This window comes from Gryllotalpicola daejeonensis (assembly GCF_039538145.1).
Lineage (GTDB): Bacteria > Actinomycetota > Actinomycetes > Actinomycetales > Microbacteriaceae > Gryllotalpicola > Gryllotalpicola daejeonensis.
The window spans coordinates 267,971-293,110 of the sequence record NZ_BAABBV010000002.1 but is presented as its reverse complement, the minus strand read 5'-3'; the positions used below and the strand labels follow the sequence as shown (position 1 = coordinate 293,110).

Genomic DNA, 25,140 nt, shown 5'->3' with positions numbered 1-25,140 from the left:
ATAGCGTTGGCGCATGCGGTTCTACGGCTCGGCCCCACAGCACGACCTGACCTATTCCGACGTCTTCCTCGTCCCGAGTCGCTCGGCGGTGACCAGCAGGCTCGACGTCGATCTGTCGCCCGAGGACGGCACGGGCGCGCACATTCCGATCGTCGCGAGCAACATGAACTCGGTCACCGGGCCCAGGCTGGCAGCAACGCTCGCGCGTCGCGGCGGCCTCGGAGTGCTGCCGCAGGACCTTCACCCACAGGAGCTCGCGGCAGGCATCCGCTTCGTCAAAGAGCAGCCGCCCGCCTGGGATACGCCCATCGTGATGTCGCCCGACGACACGGCAGCAGACGCGCTCGAGCATGTGCCAGCGTTCCACGGGCTCGGTGTCGTGCTGCACGACGCCGACGACCGGTACGTCGGCGCGGTGCTCGCGTCGCGCCTCGCCGCGGTGCCGCCGGATGCCCGACTGGGCGACCTCGTGCACGGCGAGCTCACGGCGCTCGAGGCGGAGGACGTGCCCGACGGCCGCGCCGCCTTCGACCTGCTCGACGCGGCCGGGGTCGAGTTCGCACCGGTGCTCAGCCAGGGCCGCGTGATCGGCACGCTGTCGAAGACCTCTGCCCTGCGCTCGACGATCTATCCGCCGGCGCTCGACGCGCAGGGGCGGCTGCGCATCGCCGCCGCGATCGGCATCAACGGCGACGTCACCGGGCGCGCGATCGCGCTGCGGGACGCCGGCGTCGACGTGCTCGTGCTCGACACCGCGCACGGCGACCAGGACGGGATGCGCCGCGCACTCGGCGCCGTCGCGGGGCTCGACCTCGGGCTGCCGCTCGTCGCCGGCAACATCGTGACGGCCGCGGCCGTGCAGGACCTCGTCGCCGAGGGCGCGAACATCCTGAAGGTCGGCGTCGGGCCCGGTGCCATGTGCACCACCCGCATGATGACGGCCGTGGGGCGCCCGCAGTTCTCCGCCGTGCTCGAGACGGCGGAGGCCGCGCGCGAGCTGGGTGCTCACGTCTGGGCCGACGGGGGAGTGCGGTACCCGCGGGACGTCGCCCTCGCGCTCGCCGCAGGTGCGGCATCCGTCATGATCGGCTCGTGGTTCGCGGGCACGATCGAAGCCCCCGGCCTGCTGCGCTCGGATTCCGCCGGCCTCTACAAGGAGAGCTGGGGCATGGCCTCGAACAAAGCGGTGCAGGCCCGGTTCGCCAGGCTGTCGGCGTTCGAGCGGGCGCGGAAGGAGCTCTTCGCCGAGGGCATCTCGTCGTCGAAAATCTACCTCGACCCGCTGCGGCCGTCGGTCGAGGACCTGCTCGACATGATCACGACCGGGGTGCGCTCGTCGTTCACCTACGCGGGTGCGCGCACCGTCGCCGAGTTCCACGAGCGTGCGCTCGTGGGGCTGCAGTCGGCGGCCGGTTACGAAGAGGGCAAGGCGCTGCCCGTCTCGTGGTGAGGCGCCCCACCGCCGAGCCCGGTTCTCGACTGCCGGTTGCGCCACCAGGTTCCGCTTTCCGCTACTCGGATCCGAGTAGCGCACTGCGGATGCTGGTGGCGCAACTCATGCGGATCGGGGTGACCGGGCCAGCGGCAGACCGGCCGCAGTGAGGTGTCGCGTGAGGCGTGGCACAGTGAGATGCCACGTGGTCCACCGCGTGAAACGCGGACCGAGCGCGCGGATGCGATCCTCACGCCGCTTCTCGGCTTCGATGACCTCGGACTGCGTCAGCCCCTTCAGGTATTCCGGCTTCACGTACTTCACCTTGCCGTCGTATTCGCCGACAAGCCCGTGCAGCGGCCACCAGAAATCGGTGTAGCCGATCACGCCATCTCGATCACGCCATTCATGCTGCAGTTCCGGCGGCGGAAAGCCGGCCAAGTGGATGAGGCACCTGCTCTGCGACTCGCGGACGGAATCAGAGAGCGGCGTCGCGAACTCCGCGACCCGCCGCAGCTTTGCAGCACCTTTTCGACGCTGCTGGCTGTCGACGAGCTCGGCGAGCTCATCGAGCGAGAGCAACGGGCCGCGCGTGCGCTTCAGATGGAGTGCTGCGTCGGCAGTGGCAACGGCACGCACGAACGGTTCCGTGCGCGCGATATCAGCGACAGTTCGCGCCACCGTCGTGACGAGAAATCCGCCCACTGATACCGTTTCGCCCGGCTCGAGCGGCGCGGCCCGCCTTCTGACGTGAGCCGTGCTGCGGCCGCCGGACGTCTGCGGGACGGTCACGTCGACCACGTCCGGAAGAGTGCCGAGAACGGGAAGTCCGTGAATCACGGCCGCCGACAGGTGCGAGAAAACCGCGAGCGGCGACATCGTCGTGGCTGTCGCCACCAAGCGCATCCGGTAGCGCGCCAGCGGAGTCGAGGAGTTCCAGGTTTCCGCCCGCACAAACACGCCGGGCACTAGCCGACGGTGCGTGCCGGCCCTGACGCCACGGCTCAGAGCCTCTGAATCGGTTCGACGCCCGCGAGCATCGAAGTTGACGATGAGTCCCATTTCGTGGGCGAGAGCAATGGCGTGATCGGCCTTCATGAAGCTGATGCTGTCCGAGCTCGAGAAGGCACGGACGCCGCAGACGCGGCATCCGTGGATAACGGCGCTGAACTCGTGCCTGTGCTGGGGAAGATGCCGGACCCGTCTCGTCCGCGAGCGCCACCACCTTCCGCTTTGCGCGCCTCGGATCCGAGGCGCGCAAAGCGGAAGGTCGTGGCGCAACCGGGAACGTGCGGCGAAACGGGGCGGGCACGGTGGGACCCGCCCGGTAGACTCGGCGAGGTATGGAGCCCCCGTCTGCGAGCAGCCATCATCTGCCCACGAATCCGGGTCAGCCCGTGAGCGCGCGGGCGGTGTGCGCGCGTGCCTGACTGGGTGCTGCTGCTCATCGGCCTCGCGTTGATCGTCGGCACGGGGTTCTTCGTCGCGAGCGAGTTCGCGCTCGTGAACCTCGATCGTGCGGAGCTCGAGGCCCGTCGCGAGCGCGGCGAGAGCCGACTCTCGATGACGATCGACGCGCTCAGGCATACCTCGACCCACCTGTCGAGCGCTCAGCTCGGCATCACCCTCACGACGCTGCTCACCGGCTTCACGCTGGAGCCGTCGATCAGCGGGCTGCTCGCGCCCGCCCTCGATGGGCTCAGAATGACGGATGCCGCGGCCGCGGTCACCTCGTCGATCGTCGCGGTCGTCGTGGCGACGCTCGCGTCGATGATCCTCGGCGAGCTGGTGCCGAAGAGCTTCGCGCTCGCGCTGCCGGTCGCCACGGCGCGCGTGGTGATCCCGTTTCAGACGGTCTTCACCCGCGTCTTCCGGCCCGGTGTCGCGCTGCTGAACGGCAGCGCCAACGCGGTGCTTTCGCTGTTCGGGGTGGAGGCGAAGGAAGAGCTCTCCGGCGCCCGCAGCGCCGAGGAGCTCAGCTCCCTCGTGCGCCGCAGTGCGGAACAGGGCGTGCTCGAACAGGACACCGCGAGCCTGCTCGACCGCACCCTGATGTTCTCGAGCCGGGTCGCGGGCGACGTCATGACGCCGCGACCTCAGCTCGAGACGGTGAAGCGCGACGACACCGCAGAGCGCGTCATCGCCCTCGCGCGGGAGACCGGCTACTCGCGCTTCCCTGTGATCGACGAGGGCATCGACGACATCGCGGGAATCGTGCACGTGAAGCACGCCGTCGCCGTTCCGCGCGAGCGCCGCGGCCGGGTGCCCGTGAGCGCGCTGCAGACCGAGGCGCTGCGCGTGCCGGAGACCATGCACCTCGACTCGCTGCTCGCCGAGCTGCGGGCACGCAGCCTGCAGATGTCCGTCGTTGTCGACGAGTACGGCGGCACGGCGGGCGTGGCGACGCTCGAGGACCTGATCGAAGAGCTCGTGGGCGAGGTCGCCGACGAGCACGACACCGGCCAGGTGGATCTGCTCGAGCCCGGGCCGACCGGCGAGATCGAGTTCAGCGGGCTGCTGCGCCCCGACGAGCTGCTCGACCGCGCGGGCGTCGAGGTCCCGGAGGACGAGCGCTATGAGACCATCGCCGGCTTCGTGATGGCGCAGCTCGGCCGGCTGCCGGAGCTCGGCGACACGGTTCCCGTCGAGGGCGGCACCCTGCGGGTGACCGGGCTCGACGGCCGTCGGGTGGACCGCATCGCGTTCACACGGCTGGGGCAGGCATCCCTCGACCTCGCCGGTGACGATGTGCGCAGTGCAGTACAGGGCGGTGAGACGGATGCCTGACTGGGCCGGCATCGTCTGGCTGTTCGTGCTGCTTCTCGGCAACGCGTTCTTCGTGGGCGCCGAGTTCGCCGTGATCAGTGCACGCCGCTCGCAGATCGAGCCGGCGGCCGAGCAGGGCAAGAGCAGCGCGAAGACGGCGCTGTGGGCGATGGAGCATGCGACGCTCATGCTCGCCACGACACAGCTCGGCATCACGGTGTGCTCGCTGCTGATCCTCAACGTGTCCGAGCCGGCGATCCACCACCTGCTGCACGGGCCGCTCGGGCTCACCGGGCTCTCCGACACGGTGATCGACGTGACCTCGTTCGTCATCACGCTCGTGCTCGTCTCGTTCCTGCACGTCGTGCTCGGTGAGATGGTGCCGAAGAACCTGTCGTTCTCGTTCCCCGACCGCGCGGTCGTGCTGCTCGCACCGCCGCTCGTCGCCGTCGGCCGCGTGTTCGGGCCGATCACGCACGCGCTCAACTGGGCGGCGAACGGCGTCGTGCGGCTGTTCGGCGTGACGCCGCGCGACGAAGCCGTCTCGACCTTCACGCTCGAAGAGGTCGAGACGATCGTGCAGCAGTCGACGCGCGAGGGCCTGCTGCAGGACTCGACGGGCGCGCTCTCGAACGCGTTCGAGTTCAGCGCGAAGACCGCGCGCCAGGTGACCGTGCCCCTCGCCGACATCGAGACGCTGCCGCGCTCTGCCACGCCCGCCGACGTCGAGCGCGCGGTCGCCAAGCACGGCTTCAGCCGCTATGTCATCGAGGACGAGCGGGGGATGCCTGCGGGCTATGTGCACCTGAAAGATGTGCTCGCCCTCGAGACCGATGCGTTCGACGTGCCGATTCCCGCCGCGACGGTGCGGCCGCTCGTGGATGTGGACGAGGACGCCGAGATCGAGACGGTGCTCGCCGTGCTGCGCCGCTCGGCGACGCACCTCGCGCGCACGACCGATGCCTCAGGCGCTGCGACAGGGGTGCTCTTCCTCGAGGACATCCTCGAGGAGCTCGTCGGCGAGGTGCACGACGCGACGCGTCGCGACTAGCGACTGCTCCGATCGCTGAGGAGCTGCCGAAGTCCGCGTCTCGACGCGAGCGTCAGCGGCGGGCACGGATGTACTGCGGCTGCCAGAGGTCGGGGGAGTCCGCGCCGAGCTCGCGGGCCCAGCGCTGCGGGGTGTGCGGGTCGCGCAGCGCCTCGCGGGCGATGAGCACGGCGTCGGCCTGGCCGCTCGCCACGATCTGCTCGGCCTGGGCGCCGTCGGTGACGATGCCGACCGCACCCACCGGCACCTCGCCGAGCGAGCGGACGTAGTGCGCGAACCGCACCTGATAGCCCGGCCCGACCGGGATGTCCGCGTGGGCATTGCCGCCCGTGGAGATATCGAAGAAGTCGGCGCCGGCGTCGTGCGCCCAGCGGGCGACGGTCGCGGTGTCGTTCTCGTTCCAGCCGCCGTCGACCCAGTCGGTGGCCGAAAAGCGAACGAACACGGCGGCGCGGCCGGCCGCGGCATCCGTCACCGCGTCGAGCACGCGCATGAGCAGGCGCGCGCGGTTCTCGAGCGACCCGCCGTACTCGTCGTCGCGCCGGTTCGACAGGGGCGAGAGGAACTGGTGCAGCAGGTACCCGTGCGCCGCGTGCAGCTCGAGCACCTCGAACCCTGCGTCGAGCGCGCGGCGGGCGGCCGCGGCGAAGTCGGCGACGACCTTGTCGATGCCGGCGGCGTCGAGCGCCTGGGGGGTGTCGTAGCCGGGGTAGGCGACGGCCGACGGTCCGAGCGCGGCCCAGCCGCCCTCGGCGCCGGGCACTGTGCCGTGCTTGCCCTCGAAGCCCCACGGTGCATAGGTCGACGCCTTGCGCCCGGCGTGCTGCAGCTGGATGCCGGCCTTCGCCCCGCGCTCGTGGATGAACGAGACGATGCGCGCCCACGCGGCCTGCTGCTCGTCGTTCCAGATGCCGGTGTCCTGCGGCGAGATGCGCCCCTCGGGCGACACCGCGGTGGCCTCGGTGATCACGAGCGACGCGCCGCCCGCGGCGAGCGAGCCGAGGTGCACGAGGTGCCAGTCGGTCGGCACGCCGTCCTGCTTCACCACCGAGTACTGGCACATCGGTGCGATGAACACGCGATTCGCGAACGTGACGGGGCCGAGGGTGATCGGGGTGAAGAGCTGTGAGGGCATGGGTTCTTTCAGGGTCGAGCTGATTTCGAGACGCGCGCTTCGCAGGCTCCGCGTGCTCCTCACCCAGCGTGAAGCGTGAGGAGGAACGCGCGCAACGCGTCGGCGTCGGTGAACACGTGGGCCGTGATGCCGAGCGCCTCGGCGCCCGCGACGTTGTCGGCCCTGTTGTCGATGAACACCATCTCGGCCGGGGTGATTCCGAGGTCGTCGAGCACGTGCTGATAGATGGCGGCCTCTGGCTTCAGCAGCTTCAGCTCGCCAGATACGTAGAACCGGTCGAACCAGTCCGAGAGCGGGCCGTGCCGGAAGTACGAGCCGAAGTCGGGGCCGGCGTTCGACAGCAGCGCGAGCGGTGTGCCGCCTGCCTTGAGGTCGGCGAGCACCTCGACCGTGCCGGGGTTCACCGACAGCCACGACCGGAAGTCGGCTGCCCAGAGCTCGTGGATGCGGGCGTCCGACCAGGTGACCCCGAGCTCGGCGGCGATCGCGCGCCAGTACTCGGCGACGTGCGCGGTGCCCTGGTCGAGCCCGTCGCGGTGCGCGAAGTAGGCGCGCCAGAAGCGGTCGGCGTCGGCATCCGCTTCGGCGAACCCGGCGAGGTCGAGGATCACCGCCCGATCGGCGTCGGTCGGCGTGAGCGAGATCACCTCGCCGTAGTCGAAGACGACGGTGCGGCCGGGAAGAGAGATGGGCGAGCTCACGCTCACGAACCTATCGTGGTGACATGACGGCCGAACGGGTGTGGACACCGGAGGACACGGCACGGATGCTGCGCGCACCCGTCAGCGGAGACGACAAGTACACGCGCGGCGTGCTCGGTGTCGCGACCGGCTCTGAGGCGTTCCCGGGCGCGGCCGTGCTCGGCGTCGAGGCCGCAGTGCGCACCGGAGTCGGCATGGTGCGCTACGTCGGGCCGCCTACCCCGACCGGGCTCGTGCTGCGCAGGCGGCCAGAGGTGGTCACGGGCGTCGGGCGAGTGCAGGCGTGGCTGGTCGGGTCAGGCATCCCCGGCGCCGCGCAGCGCACGATGGACGACAACACGCACATCGGCGCCGCGCTCAGCGACGGCGCGCCGCTCGTGATCGACGCAGGTGCGCTCGACCGCATCGACGCTGCCGCCGGCCCCGCGGTGATCGTGCCGCATTTCCGCGAGCTGGAGCGCACACTGGAGCGCACGAAATCCCCGCTCACGCTCGACGAGATACGTGCGGATGCCGCCGCCGCGGCGTCTCGTGCGGCCGAGACACTCGGCGCCACCGTGCTGCTGAAGGGGTCCGTGACGCACGTGGCCTCGCCGGGCGGCGAGCCGATCTCGGTGTCGCTCGGCACGCCGTGGCTCGCGACCGCGGGCAGCGGGGACGTGCTCGGGGGAGTGCTCGGCGCGCTGCTCGCGGGCCATGCCGACGACATCGAGAAGCGCGGGCACGAGGCGCTGGCGGAGCTCGCGGCCACGGCCGCCGCCTTGCACGGGCTGGCGGGGGTGCGCGCCTCGAACGGCGGCCCGATCGCGGCGCTCGACATCGCGCGGGCGCTGCCGGGGCTCGTCGCGGCGCTGCTGCAGATGCGCGCGGGCGGCAGCCCCGACTGACTCGCGTCATTGTCGCTGCGGCGGACGATTGCGGGTGCTGCACTGCCCGCAGTTGTCCGCGCGAGCGACAGAGGGCGCGCGGCGGGGCGCCGATGCTTAGCGCAGCACGGCCTCGAGGCGGCGGCGCTCGGGCTCGATGAGTTCGAGCAGCGCCTCAGGCTCGGCGAGCCGCTGCGCGGGGACCGCGAGGGCGATGCCGCCGACGAGCGCGCCGGCCGGGTCGCGGAGTGCCGCGGCGAAGCATCCGCGGCCGGGGGCGGCATCGGTGGCGCGCGCGGCGAACGGCTTCGGATCACGGCGGCGCTCGGCGATGAGCAGCGCCCCGAGGGCCGACGATGACAGGTCGCTGAGCAGGCGGCGCTCGTCGGAGAGCGGGAAGTCGGGGTCGACATCGACGAGCTCGAGCACGCCGTCGCGGAACGAGGCGAGGTGGACCCCGCCGCGGATGCGGGCGCGCAGCTCGACGACGATCTCGTGGGGCTCTTCGGCCGGGGCGCTCGCCGAGGCAGGGTGTGCAGCCGCCGCCTGGTCGGAGGCGCGCGCCGGCCCCGAGACGCCGGCGAGACCGGCGAGCAGCGCGACCTTGTGGCCGAGGGCGAAGCCGGCGAGGTCGGGCAGGCGCACGAGGTACTCGTCCTGCACGAGCAGGTTGAGCAGGCGATAGGTCGTGGCACGCGGCAGGCCGAGGTGGGCGGACACCTGCTGGGCGGTGACGCCGGGGCCGGCACGGGCGACTTCTTCGAGGACCGCGAGGGCACCGTGCACCGCGCCGGGCTGGCGCCCGGTCAGTCCGGCGTCCTGCCCGGCCATCGTCACGAGCCGCCCAGCAGGTCGGACGAGGTGGTGTGGTCGAACATGCCGGCCCGTGCCAGGGCGCGCGAGCGGGCGAGGCGCAGGTAGACGTACGCGAGCGCAGCGAGCACCGCGAGGCCGCCCACGACGGCGACGGCGACCGGCTCGCTCGCCGTCGACACCGCGAGATAGGTGACGAGCACCGCGGTCAGCCCGACGGCCGCGACGCAGGCGACGAGGTCCGTGCGCCGACTCGCCTCGCCGATCCGACGCAGGAACGCGGGCAGCGCCGCGGTCGCCAGCACGTACGCGAGCAGGTAGCCGGCGGCCGAGACCACGATGAGGAACTCGAGCGACTGCCACGGTGACCAGCCCGCGAGGTGCAGCGCGAGCGGAACCGCGACGGTCACCGGCACGACGAGGGCGAGTGCACGATACGGCGTCTTGCGCAGCGGCTCGACGCGGCCGACCGCGCGGGGCAGCACCCCTTCGCGGCCGAGCGTGAAGACCGCACGCGACAGCGCCGTAAGCGACGCGATGGCGCACGCGGTGAACGATGCGGCGAGGCCGAGGTCCAGCACGGTGCCGATGGCTGCGACATCCGTGTCGCTCGCCAGCCGCGCGACCGCCTGACCGCCGTCGAACCCGATGCCGAAGGCGCCTGCGCCCGCGAGCTGCGTGTATGACGACAGCAGGTAGACGGCGCCGACGCCGAGCACCGTCCACCGGATCGTGCGCGGCACGGAGAGGAACGGCCGCGCGGCCTCCCGGCCGAGCGAGGCGGCCGATTCGAAGCCGACGAACGCCGTCAGAGCGACCGCCGTGCCTGCGATCACGCCGCCGAATGCGGGCGGTGCAGCGGTCAACGGCGCAGCCAGTTGCGCAGGGGACAGCCGGCTGAGGACGATGGCGAGCAGGGTGAGGATCACGAGCAGCGACGCGAACTCGATCACGAGCGTGACGCGCGCAGAGAGGCGGATGCCTCGCCGCAGCACCCCGAAGCAGACGGCGCCGACGCCGACCAGCAGCGCCGCGGTCACCCAGGGGGCAGCGGCCCACGGTCCCGTGAGCACGCCGAGGAAGCTCTGCAGGAAGTAGCCCGCGCCGACCACGCCGAACATGGCGATGAACCCGTAGCCGACGAGCAGCCCAGAGCCGGCCGCGAAGCCGGCGCCCGAGCCGAGGCCCTTCGTCGTGAAGGTGTACAGCGAGCCCGGGGCCGCAAGGCGCAGCGCGAACTGGTTCAGGGTGGCCCCGACGCAGATCGCGAGCAGCCACGCGAGCGCGACGGCGATCAGCACGCCGGAGCCGGTCTGCACCGCGATGAGCGCCGGCACGGTCGCGGTGCCCGCCGCGGGGGCGACGGCTCCGATCGACTGCGCGAGCACGTCGACGAAGCCGACGGTGCGGCGCTCGAGCCCCGCCATCGGGCTGGTCCGCTCGACGCCCGCGACCACAGGAGGGCGCGCGATCGCCCGCCCGAGCGCGACGAGCCGGTCAGGCGGGTTCTCTGCGGTCATGGCGCCAGGGTGCCCGACGTGTGTTGCGAGCGCGTTTCCAGGCATCCGCTCGCTGTCTCATTCGGCACGCGATGAGCGTTACGGCCGGGTCATTCCGGTGAAACCGGCCACGTCGAGCATGGCGTCATCACCCCAGAGCTCAGCGCAGCTCGACACGAGGAGGCTCGTATGACCACCGCGGATCCCACCGCCCTTCCCGCAGCGCCGGCCGCGCTCACCGACCGGCCGGCTCGGAAGCTCTCAGGCCGGCTCGGCGTCGGCTCCATCGTCTTCATGGTGATCGCGGCCGCGGCGCCGCTCACCGTCGTCGGGGGCGGCTTCCCCGTCGGCGCACTGCTCGGCGACGGCATCGGCGCGCCGACGATGTTCCTCATCGGCGGCGTGATCCTGCTGTTCTTCGCCGTCGGGCTCTCGACCATGAGCAACTACGTGCCCCGCCCCGGCGCGTTCTTCACCTACGTCGGCTACGGCCTCGGCCGACCGCTCGGACTCGCCGCCGCCTGGCTCGCGATGCTCACCTACACGACGGTGCAGATCGCGGTGTACGGCTACGTCGGCGCGGTGCTGAGCGGGTACGTCGCCTCGCTCAGCGGCCCGACGCTGCCGTGGTGGCTGTATTCGCTGGCCGTCGTCGCGATCGTCGGTCTGCTCGGCTATCGCCACATCGAGCTGTCGGGGAAGGTGCTCGGCGTCTTCCTCGTGTGCGAGATCGGCGTCGTTCTGGTGCTCGCCGGCGCCGTCATCGCCACCGGTGGCGCAGACGGCCTCTCCGCCGCGCCGTTCCTGCCGACCAATGTGCTGAGCGGCGCCCCCGCGCTCGCCCTGATGTTCGCGCTCGCCGGCTTCATCGGCTTCGAGTCGACCGCGATCTACCGCGACGAGGCGAAGGACCCGCAGAAGACCATCCCGCGCGCGACGTACGTCGCCCTCATCGTCATCGCGGTCTTCTACACCTTCGCCTCGTGGGCGCTGGTCATGGGCATCGGCCCGAGCCACCTGATGGCCGAGCTCGCGAAGGACCCGTCGGCGTTCATCGGCACCGTCACCGCCCGCTACCTCGGCCCGGTCGGCGGCTGGGTCGTCAACACGCTGATGATCACGAGCATGTTCGCCTGCGTGCTCTCGTTCCACAACGTGATCACGCGCTATCAGCACTCGATGTCGAACGCGTCGGTGCTGCCGACCGCCATCGGCCGCGTGCACCGCACCCACCGCTCGCCGCACGTCTCGTCGATCGTGCAGACGATCACGGCAGCCGTGCTCACCATCGCCTTCGCGCTGTTCCAGCTCGACCCGGTGCTGCAGGTGTTCACCTGGTTCAGCGGCATCTCGACCTTCGCGATCGTCGTGCTGATGGGGCTCACCTGCCTCGCGGTCATCACCTACTTCGCCGCGAAGAAGATCTCGGCCGGCGTCTGGAAGACCTGGATCGCCCCGATCATCGGCCTGCTCGGCCTCGCCGCCGTCGCCGTGATCATCGCGCAGAACTTCCCGCTGCTCATCGGCGACGCCGATGCGAAGGGCAACCCCGTGTTCGGCACCCTGACCATCGCCTTCCTCGCCGTCATGGCCGCCTTCCCGATCTTCGGCATCGTGCAGGCCCTCGTGATCAAGGCGAGGAACCCCGGCGCGTACGCGAACGTCATCGACACCATCAGCACCATCGAGGAGTAACCACCGTGACCATCACTGAGAACAGCCACGCCCACCACGGCAGCGACGGCGAGGCATCCCCAGCCGCCATCGGCTCGCCGCTCGCCAGCCTCACGGCGGCCGAGATCGCGGCCGCGAGCGAGATCATCGCCGGCGCAGGCCTCGTCACCCAGGCCACGCGCTATGCCTACGTCGGGCTGCTCGAGCCCGACAAGGCCGACGTGCTCGCCTGGCAGGCGGGCACCGGCCCGGTGCCGCCTCGCGAGGTGCGCGCCATGCTGCTCGACCGCTCGAGCGGGGCATCCCTCGATGTCACCGTGTCGCTGACCGACGCGGCGGTCGTCGCCGCCGTGCCGATCGACGGCAGCCGCGGCCAGGTGCCGATCCTCGACGAGGAGTTCGCCGATATCGCCGACATCGTCAACGAGGACCCGCGCTGGGTCGAGGCGCTCGCCCGGAAGGGCGTGACGCCGGAGCAGGTCATCCAGGTGCCGCTGTCGCCGGGCTTCTACGAGATCCCCGGCGAAGAGGGGCGGCGAGTCATCCGGGTGTTCGCCTTCCGCATGGATCACGAGCTCGACCACCCGTGGGCGCACCCGGTCGACGGGCTGTGCGCATACGTCGACGTGATCTCGCACGAGCTGCTGCAGATCGTCGAGACGGATGCCGCGCCGGTACCGGAGCGTTCCGCGAACTACCACCTGCCGGAGGGCCGCCCGGCCGACCTCGAGGGGCTCAAGCCGCTCGAGATCACCCAGCCCGAGGGCCCGAGCTTCACGGTCACGGGCGAGCACGTCGAGTGGGCGAACTGGAGCCTCGACCTCGGCTTCGACGCCCGCGAGGGCCTCATCCTGCGCAACCTGGCCTTCGCCGACCCCGACAAGGGCGGCGAGGTGCGCTCGGTCATGTACCGCGGGTCGATCGCCGAGATGGTCGTGCCCTACGGCGACCCATCGCCGGCGCGCTACTGGCAGAACTACTTCGACACCGGCGAGTACGTGTTCGGCCGGTACACGAACTCGCTCACCCTCGGCTGCGACTGCCTCGGCGAGATCCGCTACTTCGACACGACTCTCGCCGACGAGCTCGGCAACCCGCGAGTGATCGAGAACGCGATCTGCATGCACGAAGAGGACTACGGCGTGCTGTGGAAGCACACCGACGTGTTCACCGGCGAGTCCGAGGTGCGCCGCTCGCGGCGGCTCGTGATCTCGTTCTTCACCACGGTCGGCAACTACGACTACGGCTTCTACTGGTACCTCTACCTCGACGGCACGATCGAGCTCGAGGCGAAGCTCACCGGCATCCTGTTCCCCTCCGCCCACAACGGAGACCCCGACTACCCCTATGCGACGCAGGTCGCGCCCGGTGTCGGCGCTCCGTACCACCAGCACCTGTTCAGCGCGCGGCTCGACATGATGGTCGACGGCCTCGCCAACGCCGTCGACGAGATCGACGCCGTGCGGCTGCCGCTCGGGCCGGGCAACGAGCACGGCAACGCGTTCACGAAGTCCGTGCGGCGCATCGCCTCAGAGGCCGAGGGCGCGCTCGACGCCCACGGCGCGGCGAGCCGCAACTGGCTCATCTCGAACACCGAGAAAGTGAACGGGCTCGGCCAGCACCCCGGTTACGTGCTGCACGTCGAGCAGTCCCCGACGCTGCTCGCCGACCCGGCCTCGTCGATCGCGAAGCGCGCCGCCTACACGACCAAGACGCTGTGGGTGACGCAGTACGCCTCCGACGAGCGCTACCCCGCGGGCGAGTTCGTGAACCAGAACCCCGGCGTCGACGGCATCACCGCGTGGCAGGCCGCCGACCGCAACCTCGACGGCGACGACATCGTGCTGTGGACCACCTTCGGGCTGACCCACTTCCCGCGGCCCGAGGACTGGCCCGTCATGCCGACCGACTACGTGAAGTTCACGATGAAGCCGTACGGATTCTTCGACAGGAACCCCGCTCTCAACGTGAAGCCGACGGTGTCGGACCACTGCGCGACCGGACACGCGGGCCACGCCGGGCACGCGGAGCACGCCGGGCATGACCACCACTGAGTCCGCTCTCGCGACGGCCCGTGGCCGCCTGGTCGCCTGGCGCGGCCCGGCGGCCATGGCCGTCATGGCGCTCGGGATGCTCGACACGATGGCTCCCGGCCTCGGGGTCGTGCCCGCCGCCGCATGGGTCGCCGTCGAGCTGGTGCTGGCGATCGTCGTCGCGGTGCCGGGGCGCGGCGCCCGCTGCTGCACCCCGCTCGCCGCACACCGCGCGCTCGGGCTCATCGTGATGGCGGCGCTCACCGTCGCGATGGCGGGCATGAGGGCGATGCCGGATGCCTCAGCCGGCGCGACCATGCCGGGGATGCAGCCCGACCTCGGCCTCACCCCGCTCGCGCTCGCAGCTGCGGCCGCCTATGTCGGGTGGTCGCTGTGGCGGGCGCGGCAGCACGGTGGCCGCGTCGAGATGCTGCTGGCTGCGGCATCCGTCGCCCTCATGGCGTCGTTCACGATCGCCTGACCGGCCTGGCCCGCCATACTGTCGCCGCAGCGGACAACTGCGGGCGGTGCGGCACCCGCAGTTGTCCGCGCGGGCGACAGAAGGCGCGAACCTGCCCGCCGATAGGGTGGGCGCATGCGCGCCCTGCTCAGACGACGGTCTGTGCTGTGGCCCGCTTTCGTCGTGGCGCACCTCGCGCTCGCCGCGTCGAACCTGGTGCCCGGCCCGACCGGCAACTCGTTCAACGACGTGACCGGCTTCTATCGCGTCTGGGTCGACAACGCGATCGCCGGGGCGGGGTGGCCCGCGATCGATCAGCCGTGGGTGTACCCGATCGTCGCTCTCGTGCCCATGCTCATTCCGCTGATCGGCGGCACCGCGGGCTATGGCGCGATCTGGCTGCTGCAGGTGAGCCTGCTGAACGCCGTCGCGTTCGGGGTGCTGACCTCGCGCAACACCGTCCCGCGCACGCGCGCCGCTTGGTACTGGCTAGGGGCGCTGCTGGCGCTCGGCCCCGTCGCGCTCGGCCGGCTCGACGTCGTCTCGGTCGCCCTCGCCGTGCTCGGGGTGGTCGCGCTCGCGACGCGCCCGTGGCTCTCGGGGGTGCTGCTCGCGCTCGGCACCTGGGTGAAGTTCTGGCCGGCGGCGATCGTGCTCGCCGTCGTCGTCGCCGCGAAAGAGCGCTGGCGAGTGCTCGTCGCGGCTGTCGGCACGACGATCGCCATCGTTGCGATCTCCTGGTTCGCGCTCGGCGCGCGATTCCTGCTCAGCTTCGTCGGGCAGCAGTCCGGGCGCGGGTTGCAGGTCGAGTCGCCGTTCGCGACGCCCTTGCTGTGGGCGGCCTGGGCGCGGATTCCCCATCTGGCGGTCTACTACGACACGTCGATCTACACCTTCCAGGTCTCGGGCCCGGGGTCCGAGACGCTCGCTCGCATCGCCGACTGGTCGATGCCGCTCGCGGTGCTCGCGGCCATGCTGCTCGGGCTGCGGGCGGCGCTGCGGCGCGCAGAGCCGCGGTTCGCGACGGCGGCGCTCGCGCTCGCGCTCACGGTCGGGTTCTGCGCCTTCGACAAGGTCGGGTCGCCGCAGTACCACGCGTGGTTCGCCGTGCCCGTGATGCTCGGGGTCATGGTCTCTGCACGGCGGTTCGCTCTTCCGGCGTGGCTGGTGCTGGCATCCACCGTGCTCACCCAGCTCATCTACCCGTGGTTATACGACGCGATGCTCGCGCTCAACCCGGTCATGCTCGCCGTGCTCACGGTGCGCAACGCGCTCGAGCTCGCGGTCTTCGCGTGGGCCCTTGTCGCGCTCTGGCGTGCGGGGTCAACTGGATCGACACACAGGAGGTCATCATGATCGTCGCTTTCTCAGTCGCACCGTCGGGCGGGGCATCCGCCAACGACGACGGCTCGGTGCACGACGCGGTCGCCGCCGCGGTGCGGGTCGTGCGCGAATCGGGGCTGCCGAACCGCACCTCGTCGATGTTCACCGAGCTGGAGGGGGAGTGGGACGAGGTGATGGATGTCGTCAAGCGCGCCACCGAGGCCGTGCTGCCGTTCGGAACGCGGGTGTCGCTGGTGCTCAAGGCCGACATCCGCCCCGGCCGCACCGGCGAGCTCGACGGCAAGATCGAGCGGCTCGAGGCCGCGCTGGGCGACTAGGTTCGGCTGGTTCCGCCCAATGCGCAGGCTAGGGAGGACGATTCTCGAGATCCGTCCTCCCCTCCGTGTGTCTTGGGCGGCTGCGTCCGCCCGCCGCAGGGGTCGAATCGTTTCGACTCTCGCGTAGAATCGACGTCATGCCCCGCACCGCCGCCGGGTCGGCGACGCTGTCGCCGGCTCGAATCCGCTTCGCACTCGTCGCCCTCGCGCTGGGCGGCTTCGCCATCGGCTCGACCGAGTTCGTCGCGATGGGCCTGTTGCCCGACATCGCGCACGCGATGCTGCCGCAGTTGTGGGCGCAGAACCACGAGGATGCCAACGCCCGCGCCGGCTGGATGGTGAGCGCGTACGCACTGGGCGTCGTCGTCGGCGCCCCGACGATCGCGGCCAGTGCGGCGAAGCTGCCCCGCAAGAAGCTGCTGCTGTGGCTGCTCGTCGCCTTCACCCTGGCGACGGTCGCCGCGGCGCTCTCGCCGAACTTCGGCTCGCTGCTCGTCTTCCGCTTCCTGTGCGGGCTGCCGCACGGCGCCTACTTCGGCATCGCCTCGCTGGTCGCCGGCGACCTGATGGGCCCCGGCAAGCGGGTGCGCGCGGTGGCCTTCGTGATGACCGGTCTCACGGTGGCGAACATCATCGGCGTTCCGGCGATCACCTGGGTCGGCGAGACCTACGGGTGGCGCATCGCCTACCTCTTCGTCGCCGCGCTGTTCGCTCTCACGTTCGCCGCGGTGGCCGTCGCGGTGCCGTGGCAGCCGGGGAACCCCGAGCAGACCTTCCGGCGCGAGCTCTCCGCGTTCCGGCATCCCCAGCTCTGGTTCGCGCTCGGCATGGGCGCGATCGGCTTCGGCGGATTCTTCGCGCTGTACACCTACGTCGCCCCGCTCGTCACCGACGTCGCGCACCTGCCGCAGCAGCCGTGGGTGCCGCTCGTGCTCGTGGTGTGCGGCATCGGCATGTTCTTCGGGAACCTCGCGGGCGGCCGCGCGGGCGACTACTCGGTGAAGCTCACGATCCTCGGCGCGTTCCTCGCCGTCATCATCGCGCTCGGCTTCACGGGCCTGTTCGCGGCGAACGCCGTGCTGCTGTTCATCGGCGTGTTCCTCGTGGGCGTCGCGGCCTCTGCCGTCGGCCCGACGGTGCAGTCGCGCCTGATGGACGTCGCGCACGACGCTCACTCGATCGCCGCCGCCCTCAACCACTCGGCGTTCAACCTCGGCAACTCGCTCGGCGCGTACCTCGGCGGCGTCGTGATCGCGCTCGGCTTCGGCTACCGAGCTCCGGTGTGGATCGGCATCGGCCTCACCTTCTTGGGGTTCGTGATCGCGTCGACGTCGTTCCTCATCGAGCGTCGCACGGGCCGCCTGCGCGCTCACACCCGCCCGATGGACCTGACCGTATCGACCCCGCGCTGACGCGCGGATTCATAGCCAGAGCGGATGCCCCGAGCATCCGTCGCCCGCTAGCCTGCGATGGTGACCAACGCGACGCCGCCTGGCTGGTACCCCGACCCGTGGAACCCCTCCGCCCAGCGCTTCTGGGACGGCACCCAGTGGACGGAGCACGCTGCGCCGACCGCGGGCGGGCTCGACCGCCCGCGCCTGCCGGACGGCGCCCCGATCTACGGTCCGCTGATCTGGGTCCTCGCGCTGCTGCCGTTGCTCGCGGGCGTCTACATCTGGTTCGTCCACGTCGACATCTCGCAGTACGTCTCGCAGCTGCAGCAGCTCGACAACTACGACGGCACCGGCCCGATGCCCGACTTCAACCCGTTCGCCATGTTCGGCCCCGGCTACTGGGTCATGCTCGCGCTGAGCCCGCTGCTGTACGCCGCGCAGATCGTGCTCGCCGTCTTCGACCAGCGCAGGCTCGAGCGCCTCGGCGTTGTGCGCCCGTTCCATTGGGCGTGGGCATTCCTGAGCGGCATCGTCTACGTCATCGGCCGCAGCGTGATCGTACGGAAGGTCGCCGCGCCGCGGGGTCTCGCAGCGATCTGGGTCATGATCGCCGCCTACGTCGTGACGATGATCTCGTCGGCGATCTGGGCCGCCGGTTTCGTGGGCGCGCTGACGCGGCAGCTCAATGAACTGACCGGCAACTTCCCGACCTCGTAGGCGTCAGAGCACCGCGTTCGCCGCATCGCGTGCCGTGAGCAAGCGCTTCGCGAGGGCGTTCTGATCCACGTTCCGAAAGCGCTCGGCCGGCAGCGAGACGGTGATCGCCGCGAGGGGCTGCGAGGGGTCGCGGCCGACCGCGACGCCGAGCGCACGCACGCCGTCTTCGCTCTCGCCGGTGTTGATGCCCACCCCGCTGAGCCTCACCTGCGCAAGCTCGCCCTGCAGCTCGGCCACCGAGCGCAGCCGGCTTCCCGGCCACGGCCGCAGGCCTTGGGGATGCATCGCCGAGACGGTCTCGTCGTCGAACTGCGCCAGCATCGCCTTGCCTCCTGAGGTGCAGTAGGCGGGAAGGCGCGACCCGATGCGCAGTCCGATGCGCAGTGCCTGCGTGCCCTCGACCCCGTCGACGAACTGCACATCAGAGCCGATCAGCACCATCAGGTGCACGGTCTCGCCGATCTCGTCGTAGAGCTGCTGCAGAACCGGGTGCAGCACGCCGACGAGGTTCGCGATGCGCCGCGCACCACCGCGCGGACCGGCGAGTGCCGACCCCGGCCGGTAGCGGCGGTCGGACGCACGCTCGACGAAGCCGTGATCCGCCATCGTCGCGAGCAGCCGATGCACGGTCGAGGGCGCCACGCCGAGAGTCGCGGCCGCCTCGCTGACCCCGAGTTCGCCGCGGTCGATCAGCAGGCGCAGCAGCACCATCGCCTTGTCGACGGTGCCGACGCGCGACGCATCCGTCTCTCGCCTTGAATTCCGCATCACGCAATAAGGCTAGTGATCAATTGCGTGTCACGGAAGAGGCTGTCTAACCTCAGAACCGGCGGGCGCAGACCCGCGCTTCAACGAGGAGGCACAATGACGGACACCCAGGTCGTGATCACCGGCGGCGGCATCGGCGGCATCGGGGCGGCGCTCATGCTCGGCCGCCGCGGCATCAGCGTCACGGTTCTCGAGCGCGACCCCGAGCTCACCGAAGGCGGCTTCGGGCTGCAGCTCGGCCCGAACATCACCCGCATGCTGAAGCGCGAGGGCGTGTTCGACGAGATCGCGCCGCTGATGGTCTTCCCCAAGCGGCTGGCGTTCCGCAATGCGACCACCGGCGCCTTCCTCAACTACCTCGACTGCGACGACTTCGAGCGCCGCTACGGCTCGCGCTACGCGGTCATGCACCGCAACGATCTGCTGCAGGCGCTCGCCCGCGGCGCCCGCGCCACCGGCAACGTGACGATCATCAACTCGGCGAAGGTCACCGAGTTCGCCGACCACGGCGATCACGTGAGTGTGAGAACGGATGCCGGTGCCGAGGTCACGGGCCAGGTGCTGCTTGCCGCCGACGGCATCCACTCGCTCGTGCGCCGCACCTGGCACGGCGACGCGGTGGTGCCGACCGGCTACGTGGCCTACCGGGGCACCCTTCCCGAAGACCGCTTGACCGGCGAGTTCGACTTCAACGACCTGACCCTGTGGATGGGCCCCGGCCTGCACTTCATCCAGTACGGACTCCGTGACGGGCACGAGTTGAACCAGGTCGCCGTGTTCCGTTCGCCCGCCTACGAGCGCGGCGAAGAGGACTGGGGCGGCGTCGACGAGCTGTCCGAGCGCTTCCAGGGGCTGTTTCCGCCGGTCGAAGAGGGCGTCAAGGGTCTGAGCATGGTGCGCGGCTGGCCGATGGTCGATCGCGAGCCGCTCGAGACCTACGTCCGCGGCCGCGTCGCACTGCTCGGCGACGCCGCGCACGCCACCCTGCAGTACCTCGCTCAGGGCGCGGGTCAGTCGCTGCTCGACGGGTCGAGCCTCGCGACGAACCTCGCCGCGCTCGGCGACGGGCCGTGGTCCGACGACGAGGTCGCCCGCGCCTTCGCCGCCTACGACGCCGAGCGGGTGCCGCAGGCGAGCCGGGTGCAGGCCACGAGCCGCTTCTGGGGCGAGATGTGGCACGTCGACACCGTCGGCGCGGTGATGCTGCGCGACCACCTGTTCGCGACGATCGACCGCTACGACTACAAGCTCTACGACTGGCTGTATGGGCCGGCGCTCGAGGAAGGCGGTGCGGGCGGGGCATCCCTCGATGCCCTCGAGACCGCGACCGTCGGCTGACCGCAACCCGCCCCACCGACGCACGAGAAGGAACGGACATGACCGACACCTGGGAAGACGTGAACGACCACTCCGAGGTCGAGAACAGCATGCAGCCCGAGGACACGCCTGAGCTGCGCGAGCTCTACGCCGGCTTCGAGCGTGAGAACCTCATTCCGCTGTGGACGCAGCTCGACGACCTGATGCCGATGGCACCGAACCCCAAGGCGGTGCCGTGGGTGTGGCGCTGGAGCAAGCTGCAGCCGCTCGCAGAGCGCGCGGGCGATCTCGTGCCCGTCGGCCGCGGGGGAGAGCGGCGGGCGATCGGCCTCGCGAACCCGGGCATGGGCGGGCGGGCGTACATCTCGCCGACGCTGTGGGCTGCGATCCAGCAGCTCGGGCCGCATGAGACGGCTCCTGAGCACCGGCACTCGCAGAACGCCTTCCGCTTCGTGACGAGCGGCGAGGGCGTGTGGACCGTGGTCAACGGCGACCCGGTGCGCATGAGCCGTGGCGACTTCCTGCTGACGCCCGGCTGGAACTTCCACGGCCACCACAACGAGACCGACCAGTCGATGACGTGGATCGACGGCCTCGACATCCCGTTCGCGTATCAGATGGACACCGGATTCTTCGAGTTCGGCTCCGAGCGTGTGACCGACTACGCGACGCCGAACTTCTCGCGCTCAGAGCGCCTGTGGTGCCACCCCGGGCTGCGCCCCCTTTCGGGCCTCCACAACACGGTGAACTCGCCGATCGGGGCCTATCGGTGGGAGAACACCGACCGCGCGCTCACCGACCAGCTGCTGCTCGAAGACGAAGGCCACCCCGCGACGGTCGAGCAGGGCCACGCGGCCGTGCGCTACGTGAATCCCACGACCGGAGGCGACGTGATGCCGACGATCCGCGCGCAGTTCCACCGCCTGCGCCCCGGCGTCGCGACGGCGCCGCGCCGCGAGGTGGGCACGAGCATGTTCCAGGTCTTCGAGGGTGAGGGCCTCGTCGAGCTGGGGGACGCCGAGTACCACGTCGGCCACGGTGACATGTTCGTCGTGCCGAGCTGGGTGCGCTACTCGATCAAGGCGGAGAACCAGCTCGACCTCTTCCACTTCAACGACCACCCCATCTTCGAGAAGCTCGCGCTTGCTCGCACCCACATCGAAGGAGAAGCCCGATGAAGCTCGCCACCGTCCGCGGCCCCGACGGGTCCACCGTCGCCGTCCGCATCGATGGAGACACCGCCACCGAACTCGGTGTGCCTGACGTCGGCGCCGTTCTGCGCGGCGCGGAGTTGAGCGCCGTGGCGGAAACCGTCGGCACGCAGCATCCCGTCGAATCGCTCGATTACGCGCCGCTCGTGACCGAGCCCGGCAAGATCATCTGCGTCGGGCTCAACTACCGCGCGCACATCCTCGAGATGAAGCGCGACCTGCCCGAGTACCCGGTGCTGTTCGCCAAGTTCGCCGACTGCCTGGTCGGCGACGGCGACGACATCGTGCTGCCGCCCGAGAGCGACCAGATCGACTGGGAGGGCGAGCTCGCCGTCGTGATCGGCACCAGGGTGCGTCGAGCGACCGCCGAGCAGGCACAGGCCGCCATCGCCGGCTACTCGATCTGCAACGACGTGTCGATGCGCGACTGGCAGTTCCGCACCCGCGAGTGGCTGCAGGGCAAGATCTGGGCGGATTCGACGCCGCTCGGCCCCGTGCTCGCGACGCCCGACGAGATTCCCGATGAGGCATATCTGGTCACGACGGTCGACGGGGTCGAGAAGCAGCGCGGCGACATCCACGACCTCGTGCACGACCCCGTGCAGCTCGTCGAGTACATCTCCACCGTCCTGCCGCTCAACCCGGGCGACGTCATCGTCACCGGCACCCCGGGTGGCGTCGGGCATGCGCGCGAGCCGCAGGAGTTCCTGTCGGCCGGGCAGACGGTCACCGTCACGATCGACGGCATCGGCACGCTGAGCAACACGACGGTCGCCGAGCGCAGCAGCGAGCGCGGGGCCGGGGCCGGGCAGGGCGTGCCCGAGCCGGTCGCGCAAGGCGCGTCATGAGCGCGACCGAGCTGACGGATGCCGAGAGCGAGCTGCGCAAGCGCCAGGGCGCGGGAGCGCGCTATGACGCGGCGGCCGCCCCGCACGCCGAGCTCGCGTTCGCCCGCCGCGGCACCGCCTACTTCGCACGGAAGCTCAGCGAGCTTTCCGACGACGACCTCGACGCGCCGAGCCTCTTGCCCGGCTGGTCACGCCGCCACGTGATCGCGCACGTCGGCTACAACGCGCGCGCACTCACTCACCTCACCGAGTGGGCGCGCACGGGCATCGAGACGCCCATGTATGCGAGCGCGGATGCCCGAGATCGGCAGCTCGCCCGCGGGGAGACCCTGCCCGCGCGCGCCCTGCGGAACCTCTTCGACCACGCGGCCGTGCATCTCAATGTCGAGTGGCGCGATCTCACCGACGAGCAGTGGGACGTCGAGGTGAAGACCGCCCAGGGCCGCACGGTGCCCGTGCGCGAGACCGCCTGGATGCGCTCCCGCGAGGTCTGGGTGCACGCCGTCGATCTCGCGAACGACGGGTCGTTCCTCGACTTCCCGCCCGAGCTCGTCGATCGGCTGATCGCCGACGTGCTCGGCACGTGGCAGCGCCGCGGCGAGTCGGTAGACCTCGCCCTCACGCCGAACGATCGCCCCCGGCTCGCAGATCACGGGCGGATCGTGCTCGGCACCGGCGGCCCCGTCGTCAGCGGAGCCGCCGCCGACCTGGCCCGTTGGCTCACCGGGCGCGGCGCGCGCCGTCTCTCTGCCTCGTCGGGCGAGCTGCCCGACATCCCCCGCTGGTTCTGACCCTGGTTCGGCGCAATGACGCGCCCCGACCGAAAGCACGCACATGAAGAATCTGACTCCGGTCATCGTCGCCTGGCTGTTCGTCCTCTTCGACGGCTACGACCTCATCGTCTACGGCACCGTCCAGCCTCGGCTCATGGCCGAGTGGGGGCTGTCGCCCGCGCTCGCCGGCACGGTCGGCTCGCTCGCCTTCCTCGGCATGATGATCGGCGCGCTGGTCGCGGGCCGGCTGTCGGACTCGCTCGGCCGCAAGCGCGTGATCGTCTGGTGCGGCATCGTGCTCTCCGTCTTCAGCGTGCTGTGCGCCGTCTCGCCGAGCTGGGAGGTGTTCGGCCTCTTCCGCTTCCTCGCCGGGCTCGGGCTCGGCGGCCTGGTGCCGTCTGCCAACTCGCTCGCCGCCGACTACGTCCCGAAGCGGTGGCGGGCGGCCGTTGCGACCCTGATGATGTCGGGCGTGCCGATCGGCGGCACGATCGCGTCGCTGCTCGGCATCCCGATCCTCGCCCACGCGTCGTGGCGCTGGATGTTCGTCATCGCGCTGCTCGGCCTGATCGTCGTCGTCCCCCTCGCGCAGTTCCGGATCCCGAGCGACGCGCGGCCCGCGGGTGAGCCCGTCGTGCACACGCAGACGCGTACGGGATTCCGCACGCTGCTCAAGCCCCAGTACCTCGCGATCTCGATCCTGTTCGCGATCGCGACGGTCGTCACGCTGACCACCTGGTACGGACTCGGCACCTGGCTGCCGACGCTGATGCTCAAGTCCGGCAGCATCGACTTGAGCCAGCCGCTGCTCTACGCTCTCGCCCTCAATCTCGGCGCCGTCGCCGGCTCGGTGATCACCGCGATCCTGGGCGACCGCTTCGGGCCGGTTCCGGTCGCCGCCGTTGCGGCGGGGCTCGGCGGTGTCGGGCTGCTGCTTCTGCTCACGCATCCCGCCGAGGCCTGGATTTACGTCATCCTCGTGCTCGCGGGCATCGGCAGCCACGGCACGCAGTGCCTGATCATCGCTGCGATCGCCACGTACTTCCCCGACCAGCTGCGTGGCACGGCGCTCGGCTGGGGCCTCGGTATCGGCCGCGTGGGCGCCGTGGCCGCGCCCCAGGTCGGCGGCTGGCTGCTCGCGCTCGCCGGCGGAGCGGACCCGACCTCGAACTTCCTGTTCTTCGGCAGCTGCGCGGTCGTGGCGGCGATCATGCTGGTCGTCATCTGGGCGGTCTACGGGGCGCGCGCCAGCCACGAGGACCGGCAGGCCGGGATTGCCGCTGCGGCGTTCGCGGACTGAGCGCGACGCGAGCACCGCGTGACGCGGAAAGCGGCGCCAGGCATCCCGGGCGCCGCTTTTCGCGAGTCGTGAATCAGTCGTTGTGCAGCAGGATGCCGTCGGCGATGGCGCGCTTGCGCAGCGCGACCTTGGTGCCGACGTCGAAGCCCGCGAGGCGGTACTTCTCGCGGATGCGCTTCAGATAGCTCTTCGCGGTCTCGTCGCTGATGCCGAGCTTGTAGGCGACCGACTTGACCGGCTCGCCCGCGCCGTAGAGCGCCATGACACGGCGCTCCTGGGCGGAGAGCTTGGGGCTCGAGCCCTCGGTCTCGTTGAGCTGCACCTCGAGCTCGGCCGAGACGAACGACTCGCCGGCGACCGCGGCGCGGATCGCCTCCGCGATCATCGCCGCGTCTTCGCTCTTGACGACGTACCCGCTCGCGCCGGCGGCCAGCGCCTCGCGCACGACGTTCGGGTCGGAGAGGGCGCTCATCAGCACGGTTCGCGCCCCGGCGGTCTTGAGCGCCGAGAGCTTCACCGAGACGGGGATGTTGTCCTTGAGGTCGACGTCGAGCAGCACGACGTCCACGGGGAAGGCGGGGCTCGTCAGCAGCTCGGGCCAGGTGGCGACGGCGGCGACGACCTCGATGTCGTCGGCGGCGTTGCGGATCCACTCGGTGAGAGCGCCGAGGATCATGCGGTGATCATCGACGATGGCGATGCGAATCGGCTGGCCTGTCAC

The 25,140-nt window shown here is 70.7% G+C and carries 23 protein-coding genes; 16 read left to right on the top strand and 7 right to left on the bottom strand.

The features are described from left to right. The first annotated feature begins 13 nt into the window (after positions 1-13). Positions 14-1,450 carry a GMP reductase gene (gene guaB1 / locus ABD736_RS14340; RefSeq protein ID WP_344792548.1) on the top strand — a complete coding sequence of 479 codons (1,437 nt, stop codon included), beginning with the start codon at positions 14-16 and terminating at the stop codon, positions 1,448-1,450. A 105-nt stretch (positions 1,451-1,555) separates the two neighbouring features. On the opposite strand, the gene ABD736_RS14335 is transcribed toward guaB1, so the two are convergent. Then, the gene (locus ABD736_RS14335; protein ID WP_344792547.1) at positions 1,556-2,530 is read right to left on the bottom strand and encodes a type IV toxin-antitoxin system AbiEi family antitoxin domain-containing protein; all 975 of its coding nucleotides are present in this window, start codon (positions 2,528-2,530) and stop codon (positions 1,556-1,558) included. A gap of 324 nt (positions 2,531-2,854) precedes the next feature. On the opposite strand from ABD736_RS14335, the gene ABD736_RS14330 reads away from it, so the two are divergent. Then, the gene (locus tag ABD736_RS14330; RefSeq protein ID WP_344792546.1) at positions 2,855-4,219 is read left to right on the top strand and encodes a hemolysin family protein; all 1,365 of its coding nucleotides are present in this window, start codon (positions 2,855-2,857) and stop codon (positions 4,217-4,219) included. Then, complete coding sequence (locus ABD736_RS14325) at positions 4,212-5,249, top strand: hemolysin family protein (protein ID WP_344792545.1); 1,038 nt, start codon at positions 4,212-4,214, stop codon at positions 5,247-5,249. The genes ABD736_RS14330 and ABD736_RS14325 overlap by 8 nt, the downstream gene beginning before the upstream one ends. A 52-nt stretch (positions 5,250-5,301) precedes the next feature. Here ABD736_RS14325 and ABD736_RS14320 read toward each other — a convergent pair whose 3' ends face one another. Both ABD736_RS14320 and ABD736_RS14315 read right to left on the bottom strand, forming a co-directional pair. Further along, a complete protein-coding gene (locus tag ABD736_RS14320) occupies positions 5,302-6,384 on the bottom strand; it encodes an NADH:flavin oxidoreductase/NADH oxidase (RefSeq protein ID WP_344792544.1) in 1,083 nt (360 codons plus the stop codon). A 59-nt stretch (positions 6,385-6,443) separates the two neighbouring features. Next, positions 6,444-7,085, bottom strand: coding sequence for an HAD family hydrolase (locus ABD736_RS14315; RefSeq protein WP_344792543.1), 642 nt, complete (start codon positions 7,083-7,085; stop codon positions 6,444-6,446). A gap of 23 nt (positions 7,086-7,108) precedes the next feature. Between ABD736_RS14315 and ABD736_RS14310 the strand changes: the two genes are divergently transcribed. After that, on the top strand, positions 7,109-7,972 hold the full coding sequence (locus ABD736_RS14310) for an ADP-dependent NAD(P)H-hydrate dehydratase (protein WP_344792542.1): 864 nt from the start codon (positions 7,109-7,111) through the stop codon (positions 7,970-7,972). Between the two features lie 96 nt (positions 7,973-8,068). On the opposite strand, the gene ABD736_RS14305 is transcribed toward ABD736_RS14310, so the two are convergent. Together ABD736_RS14305 and ABD736_RS14300 are read right to left on the bottom strand one after the other, a co-directional pair. Continuing rightward, positions 8,069-8,782 carry a helix-turn-helix domain-containing protein gene (locus ABD736_RS14305; RefSeq protein ID WP_344792541.1) on the bottom strand — a complete coding sequence of 238 codons (714 nt, stop codon included), beginning with the start codon at positions 8,780-8,782 and terminating at the stop codon, positions 8,069-8,071. Between the two features lie 2 nt (positions 8,783-8,784). Beyond that, entirely contained in the window at positions 8,785-10,284 is a 1,500-nt protein-coding gene (locus ABD736_RS14300; RefSeq protein ID WP_344792540.1) for an APC family permease, read from the bottom strand. Positions 10,285-10,452: 168 nt separating this feature from the next. Here ABD736_RS14300 and ABD736_RS14295 point away from each other — a divergent pair, with 168 nt between their 5' ends. The 7 genes from ABD736_RS14295 (at position 10,453) to ABD736_RS14265 (ending at position 18,202) form a co-directional block, all read left to right on the top strand. After that, positions 10,453-11,958, top strand: coding sequence for an APC family permease (locus ABD736_RS14295; RefSeq protein ID WP_344792539.1), 1,506 nt, complete (start codon positions 10,453-10,455; stop codon positions 11,956-11,958). Between the two features lie 5 nt (positions 11,959-11,963). Next, complete coding sequence (locus tag ABD736_RS14290; RefSeq protein WP_344792538.1) at positions 11,964-13,991, top strand: primary-amine oxidase; 2,028 nt, start codon at positions 11,964-11,966, stop codon at positions 13,989-13,991. After that, positions 13,978-14,451 carry a hypothetical protein gene (locus tag ABD736_RS14285; protein WP_344792537.1) on the top strand — a complete coding sequence of 158 codons (474 nt, stop codon included), beginning with the start codon at positions 13,978-13,980 and terminating at the stop codon, positions 14,449-14,451. Before ABD736_RS14290 ends, ABD736_RS14285 begins: the two co-directional genes overlap by 14 nt. Positions 14,452-14,565: 114 nt before the next feature. Continuing rightward, positions 14,566-15,786, top strand: a complete 1,221-nt coding sequence (locus tag ABD736_RS14280) for a glycosyltransferase 87 family protein (protein ID WP_344792536.1) — start codon at positions 14,566-14,568, stop codon at positions 15,784-15,786. Next, positions 15,783-16,091 (top strand): thiamine-binding protein, encoded by a 309-nt coding sequence (locus ABD736_RS14275; protein ID WP_344792535.1) that lies wholly within the window; start codon positions 15,783-15,785, stop codon positions 16,089-16,091. The genes ABD736_RS14280 and ABD736_RS14275 overlap by 4 nt, the downstream gene beginning before the upstream one ends. A gap of 137 nt (positions 16,092-16,228) precedes the next feature. Beyond that, the gene (locus tag ABD736_RS14270) at positions 16,229-17,503 is read left to right on the top strand and encodes an MFS transporter (RefSeq protein WP_344792534.1); all 1,275 of its coding nucleotides are present in this window, start codon (positions 16,229-16,231) and stop codon (positions 17,501-17,503) included. 60 nt (positions 17,504-17,563) lie between these two features. Beyond that, positions 17,564-18,202, top strand: a complete 639-nt coding sequence (locus ABD736_RS14265; RefSeq protein ID WP_344792533.1) for a DUF2510 domain-containing protein — start codon at positions 17,564-17,566, stop codon at positions 18,200-18,202. 3 nt (positions 18,203-18,205) lie between these two features. On the opposite strand, the gene ABD736_RS14260 is transcribed toward ABD736_RS14265, so the two are convergent. Next, positions 18,206-18,970, bottom strand: a complete 765-nt coding sequence (locus ABD736_RS14260; RefSeq protein WP_344792954.1) for an IclR family transcriptional regulator — start codon at positions 18,968-18,970, stop codon at positions 18,206-18,208. A 96-nt stretch (positions 18,971-19,066) separates the two neighbouring features. Here ABD736_RS14260 and ABD736_RS14255 point away from each other — a divergent pair, with 96 nt between their 5' ends. From ABD736_RS14255 to ABD736_RS14235, 5 genes are read left to right on the top strand one after another with little or no spacing between them, the layout of a single operon-like run. Next, positions 19,067-20,308, top strand: a complete 1,242-nt coding sequence (locus ABD736_RS14255) for an FAD-dependent oxidoreductase (protein ID WP_344792532.1) — start codon at positions 19,067-19,069, stop codon at positions 20,306-20,308. Between the two features lie 38 nt (positions 20,309-20,346). Beyond that, positions 20,347-21,465 carry a cupin domain-containing protein gene (locus ABD736_RS14250; protein WP_425555032.1) on the top strand — a complete coding sequence of 373 codons (1,119 nt, stop codon included), beginning with the start codon at positions 20,347-20,349 and terminating at the stop codon, positions 21,463-21,465. Continuing rightward, positions 21,462-22,346, top strand: a complete 885-nt coding sequence (locus ABD736_RS14245) for a fumarylacetoacetate hydrolase family protein (RefSeq protein ID WP_344792531.1) — start codon at positions 21,462-21,464, stop codon at positions 22,344-22,346. Before ABD736_RS14250 ends, ABD736_RS14245 begins: the two co-directional genes overlap by 4 nt. Then, entirely contained in the window at positions 22,343-23,137 is a 795-nt protein-coding gene (locus ABD736_RS14240; protein ID WP_344792530.1) for a maleylpyruvate isomerase family mycothiol-dependent enzyme, read from the top strand. Before ABD736_RS14245 ends, ABD736_RS14240 begins: the two co-directional genes overlap by 4 nt. A 43-nt stretch (positions 23,138-23,180) precedes the next feature. Then, positions 23,181-24,419 carry an MFS transporter gene (locus tag ABD736_RS14235; protein ID WP_344792529.1) on the top strand — a complete coding sequence of 413 codons (1,239 nt, stop codon included), beginning with the start codon at positions 23,181-23,183 and terminating at the stop codon, positions 24,417-24,419. Positions 24,420-24,492: 73 nt separating this feature from the next. On the opposite strand, the gene ABD736_RS14230 is transcribed toward ABD736_RS14235, so the two are convergent. Next, positions 24,493-25,140 carry a response regulator gene (locus ABD736_RS14230; protein ID WP_344792528.1) on the bottom strand — a complete coding sequence of 216 codons (648 nt, stop codon included), beginning with the start codon at positions 25,138-25,140 and terminating at the stop codon, positions 24,493-24,495.

Excerpts from the sequence above, each read along its gene's own strand:
- ABD736_RS14295 (WP_344792539.1), top strand. The coding sequence starts at position 10,453 with ATGACCACCGCGGATCCCACCGCCCTTCCCGCAGCGCCGGCCGCGCTC.
- ABD736_RS14275 (WP_344792535.1), top strand. The coding sequence starts at position 15,783 with ATGATCGTCGCTTTCTCAGTCGCACCGTCGGGCGGGGCATCCGCCAAC.
- ABD736_RS14245 (WP_344792531.1), top strand. The coding sequence starts at position 21,462 with ATGAAGCTCGCCACCGTCCGCGGCCCCGACGGGTCCACCGTCGCCGTC.
- ABD736_RS14320 (WP_344792544.1), bottom strand. The coding sequence starts at position 6,384 with ATGCCCTCACAGCTCTTCACCCCGATCACCCTCGGCCCCGTCACGTTC.
- ABD736_RS14250 (WP_425555032.1), top strand. The coding sequence starts at position 20,347 with ATGACCGACACCTGGGAAGACGTGAACGACCACTCCGAGGTCGAGAAC.
- ABD736_RS14305 (WP_344792541.1), bottom strand. The coding sequence starts at position 8,782 with ATGGCCGGGCAGGACGCCGGACTGACCGGGCGCCAGCCCGGCGCGGTG.
- ABD736_RS14300 (WP_344792540.1), bottom strand. The coding sequence starts at position 10,284 with ATGACCGCAGAGAACCCGCCTGACCGGCTCGTCGCGCTCGGGCGGGCG.
- ABD736_RS14280 (WP_344792536.1), top strand. The coding sequence starts at position 14,566 with ATGCGCGCCCTGCTCAGACGACGGTCTGTGCTGTGGCCCGCTTTCGTC.
- ABD736_RS14240 (WP_344792530.1), top strand. The coding sequence starts at position 22,343 with ATGAGCGCGACCGAGCTGACGGATGCCGAGAGCGAGCTGCGCAAGCGC.
- ABD736_RS14335 (WP_344792547.1), bottom strand. The coding sequence starts at position 2,530 with ATGAAGGCCGATCACGCCATTGCTCTCGCCCACGAAATGGGACTCATC.
- guaB1 (WP_344792548.1), top strand. The coding sequence starts at position 14 with ATGCGGTTCTACGGCTCGGCCCCACAGCACGACCTGACCTATTCCGAC.
- ABD736_RS14235 (WP_344792529.1), top strand. The coding sequence starts at position 23,181 with ATGAAGAATCTGACTCCGGTCATCGTCGCCTGGCTGTTCGTCCTCTTC.
- ABD736_RS14285 (WP_344792537.1), top strand. The coding sequence starts at position 13,978 with ATGACCACCACTGAGTCCGCTCTCGCGACGGCCCGTGGCCGCCTGGTC.
- ABD736_RS14270 (WP_344792534.1), top strand. The coding sequence starts at position 16,229 with ATGCCCCGCACCGCCGCCGGGTCGGCGACGCTGTCGCCGGCTCGAATC.
- ABD736_RS14255 (WP_344792532.1), top strand. The coding sequence starts at position 19,067 with ATGACGGACACCCAGGTCGTGATCACCGGCGGCGGCATCGGCGGCATC.
- ABD736_RS14325 (WP_344792545.1), top strand. The coding sequence starts at position 4,212 with ATGCCTGACTGGGCCGGCATCGTCTGGCTGTTCGTGCTGCTTCTCGGC.
- ABD736_RS14310 (WP_344792542.1), top strand. The coding sequence starts at position 7,109 with ATGACGGCCGAACGGGTGTGGACACCGGAGGACACGGCACGGATGCTG.
- ABD736_RS14260 (WP_344792954.1), bottom strand. The coding sequence starts at position 18,970 with ATGCGGAATTCAAGGCGAGAGACGGATGCGTCGCGCGTCGGCACCGTC.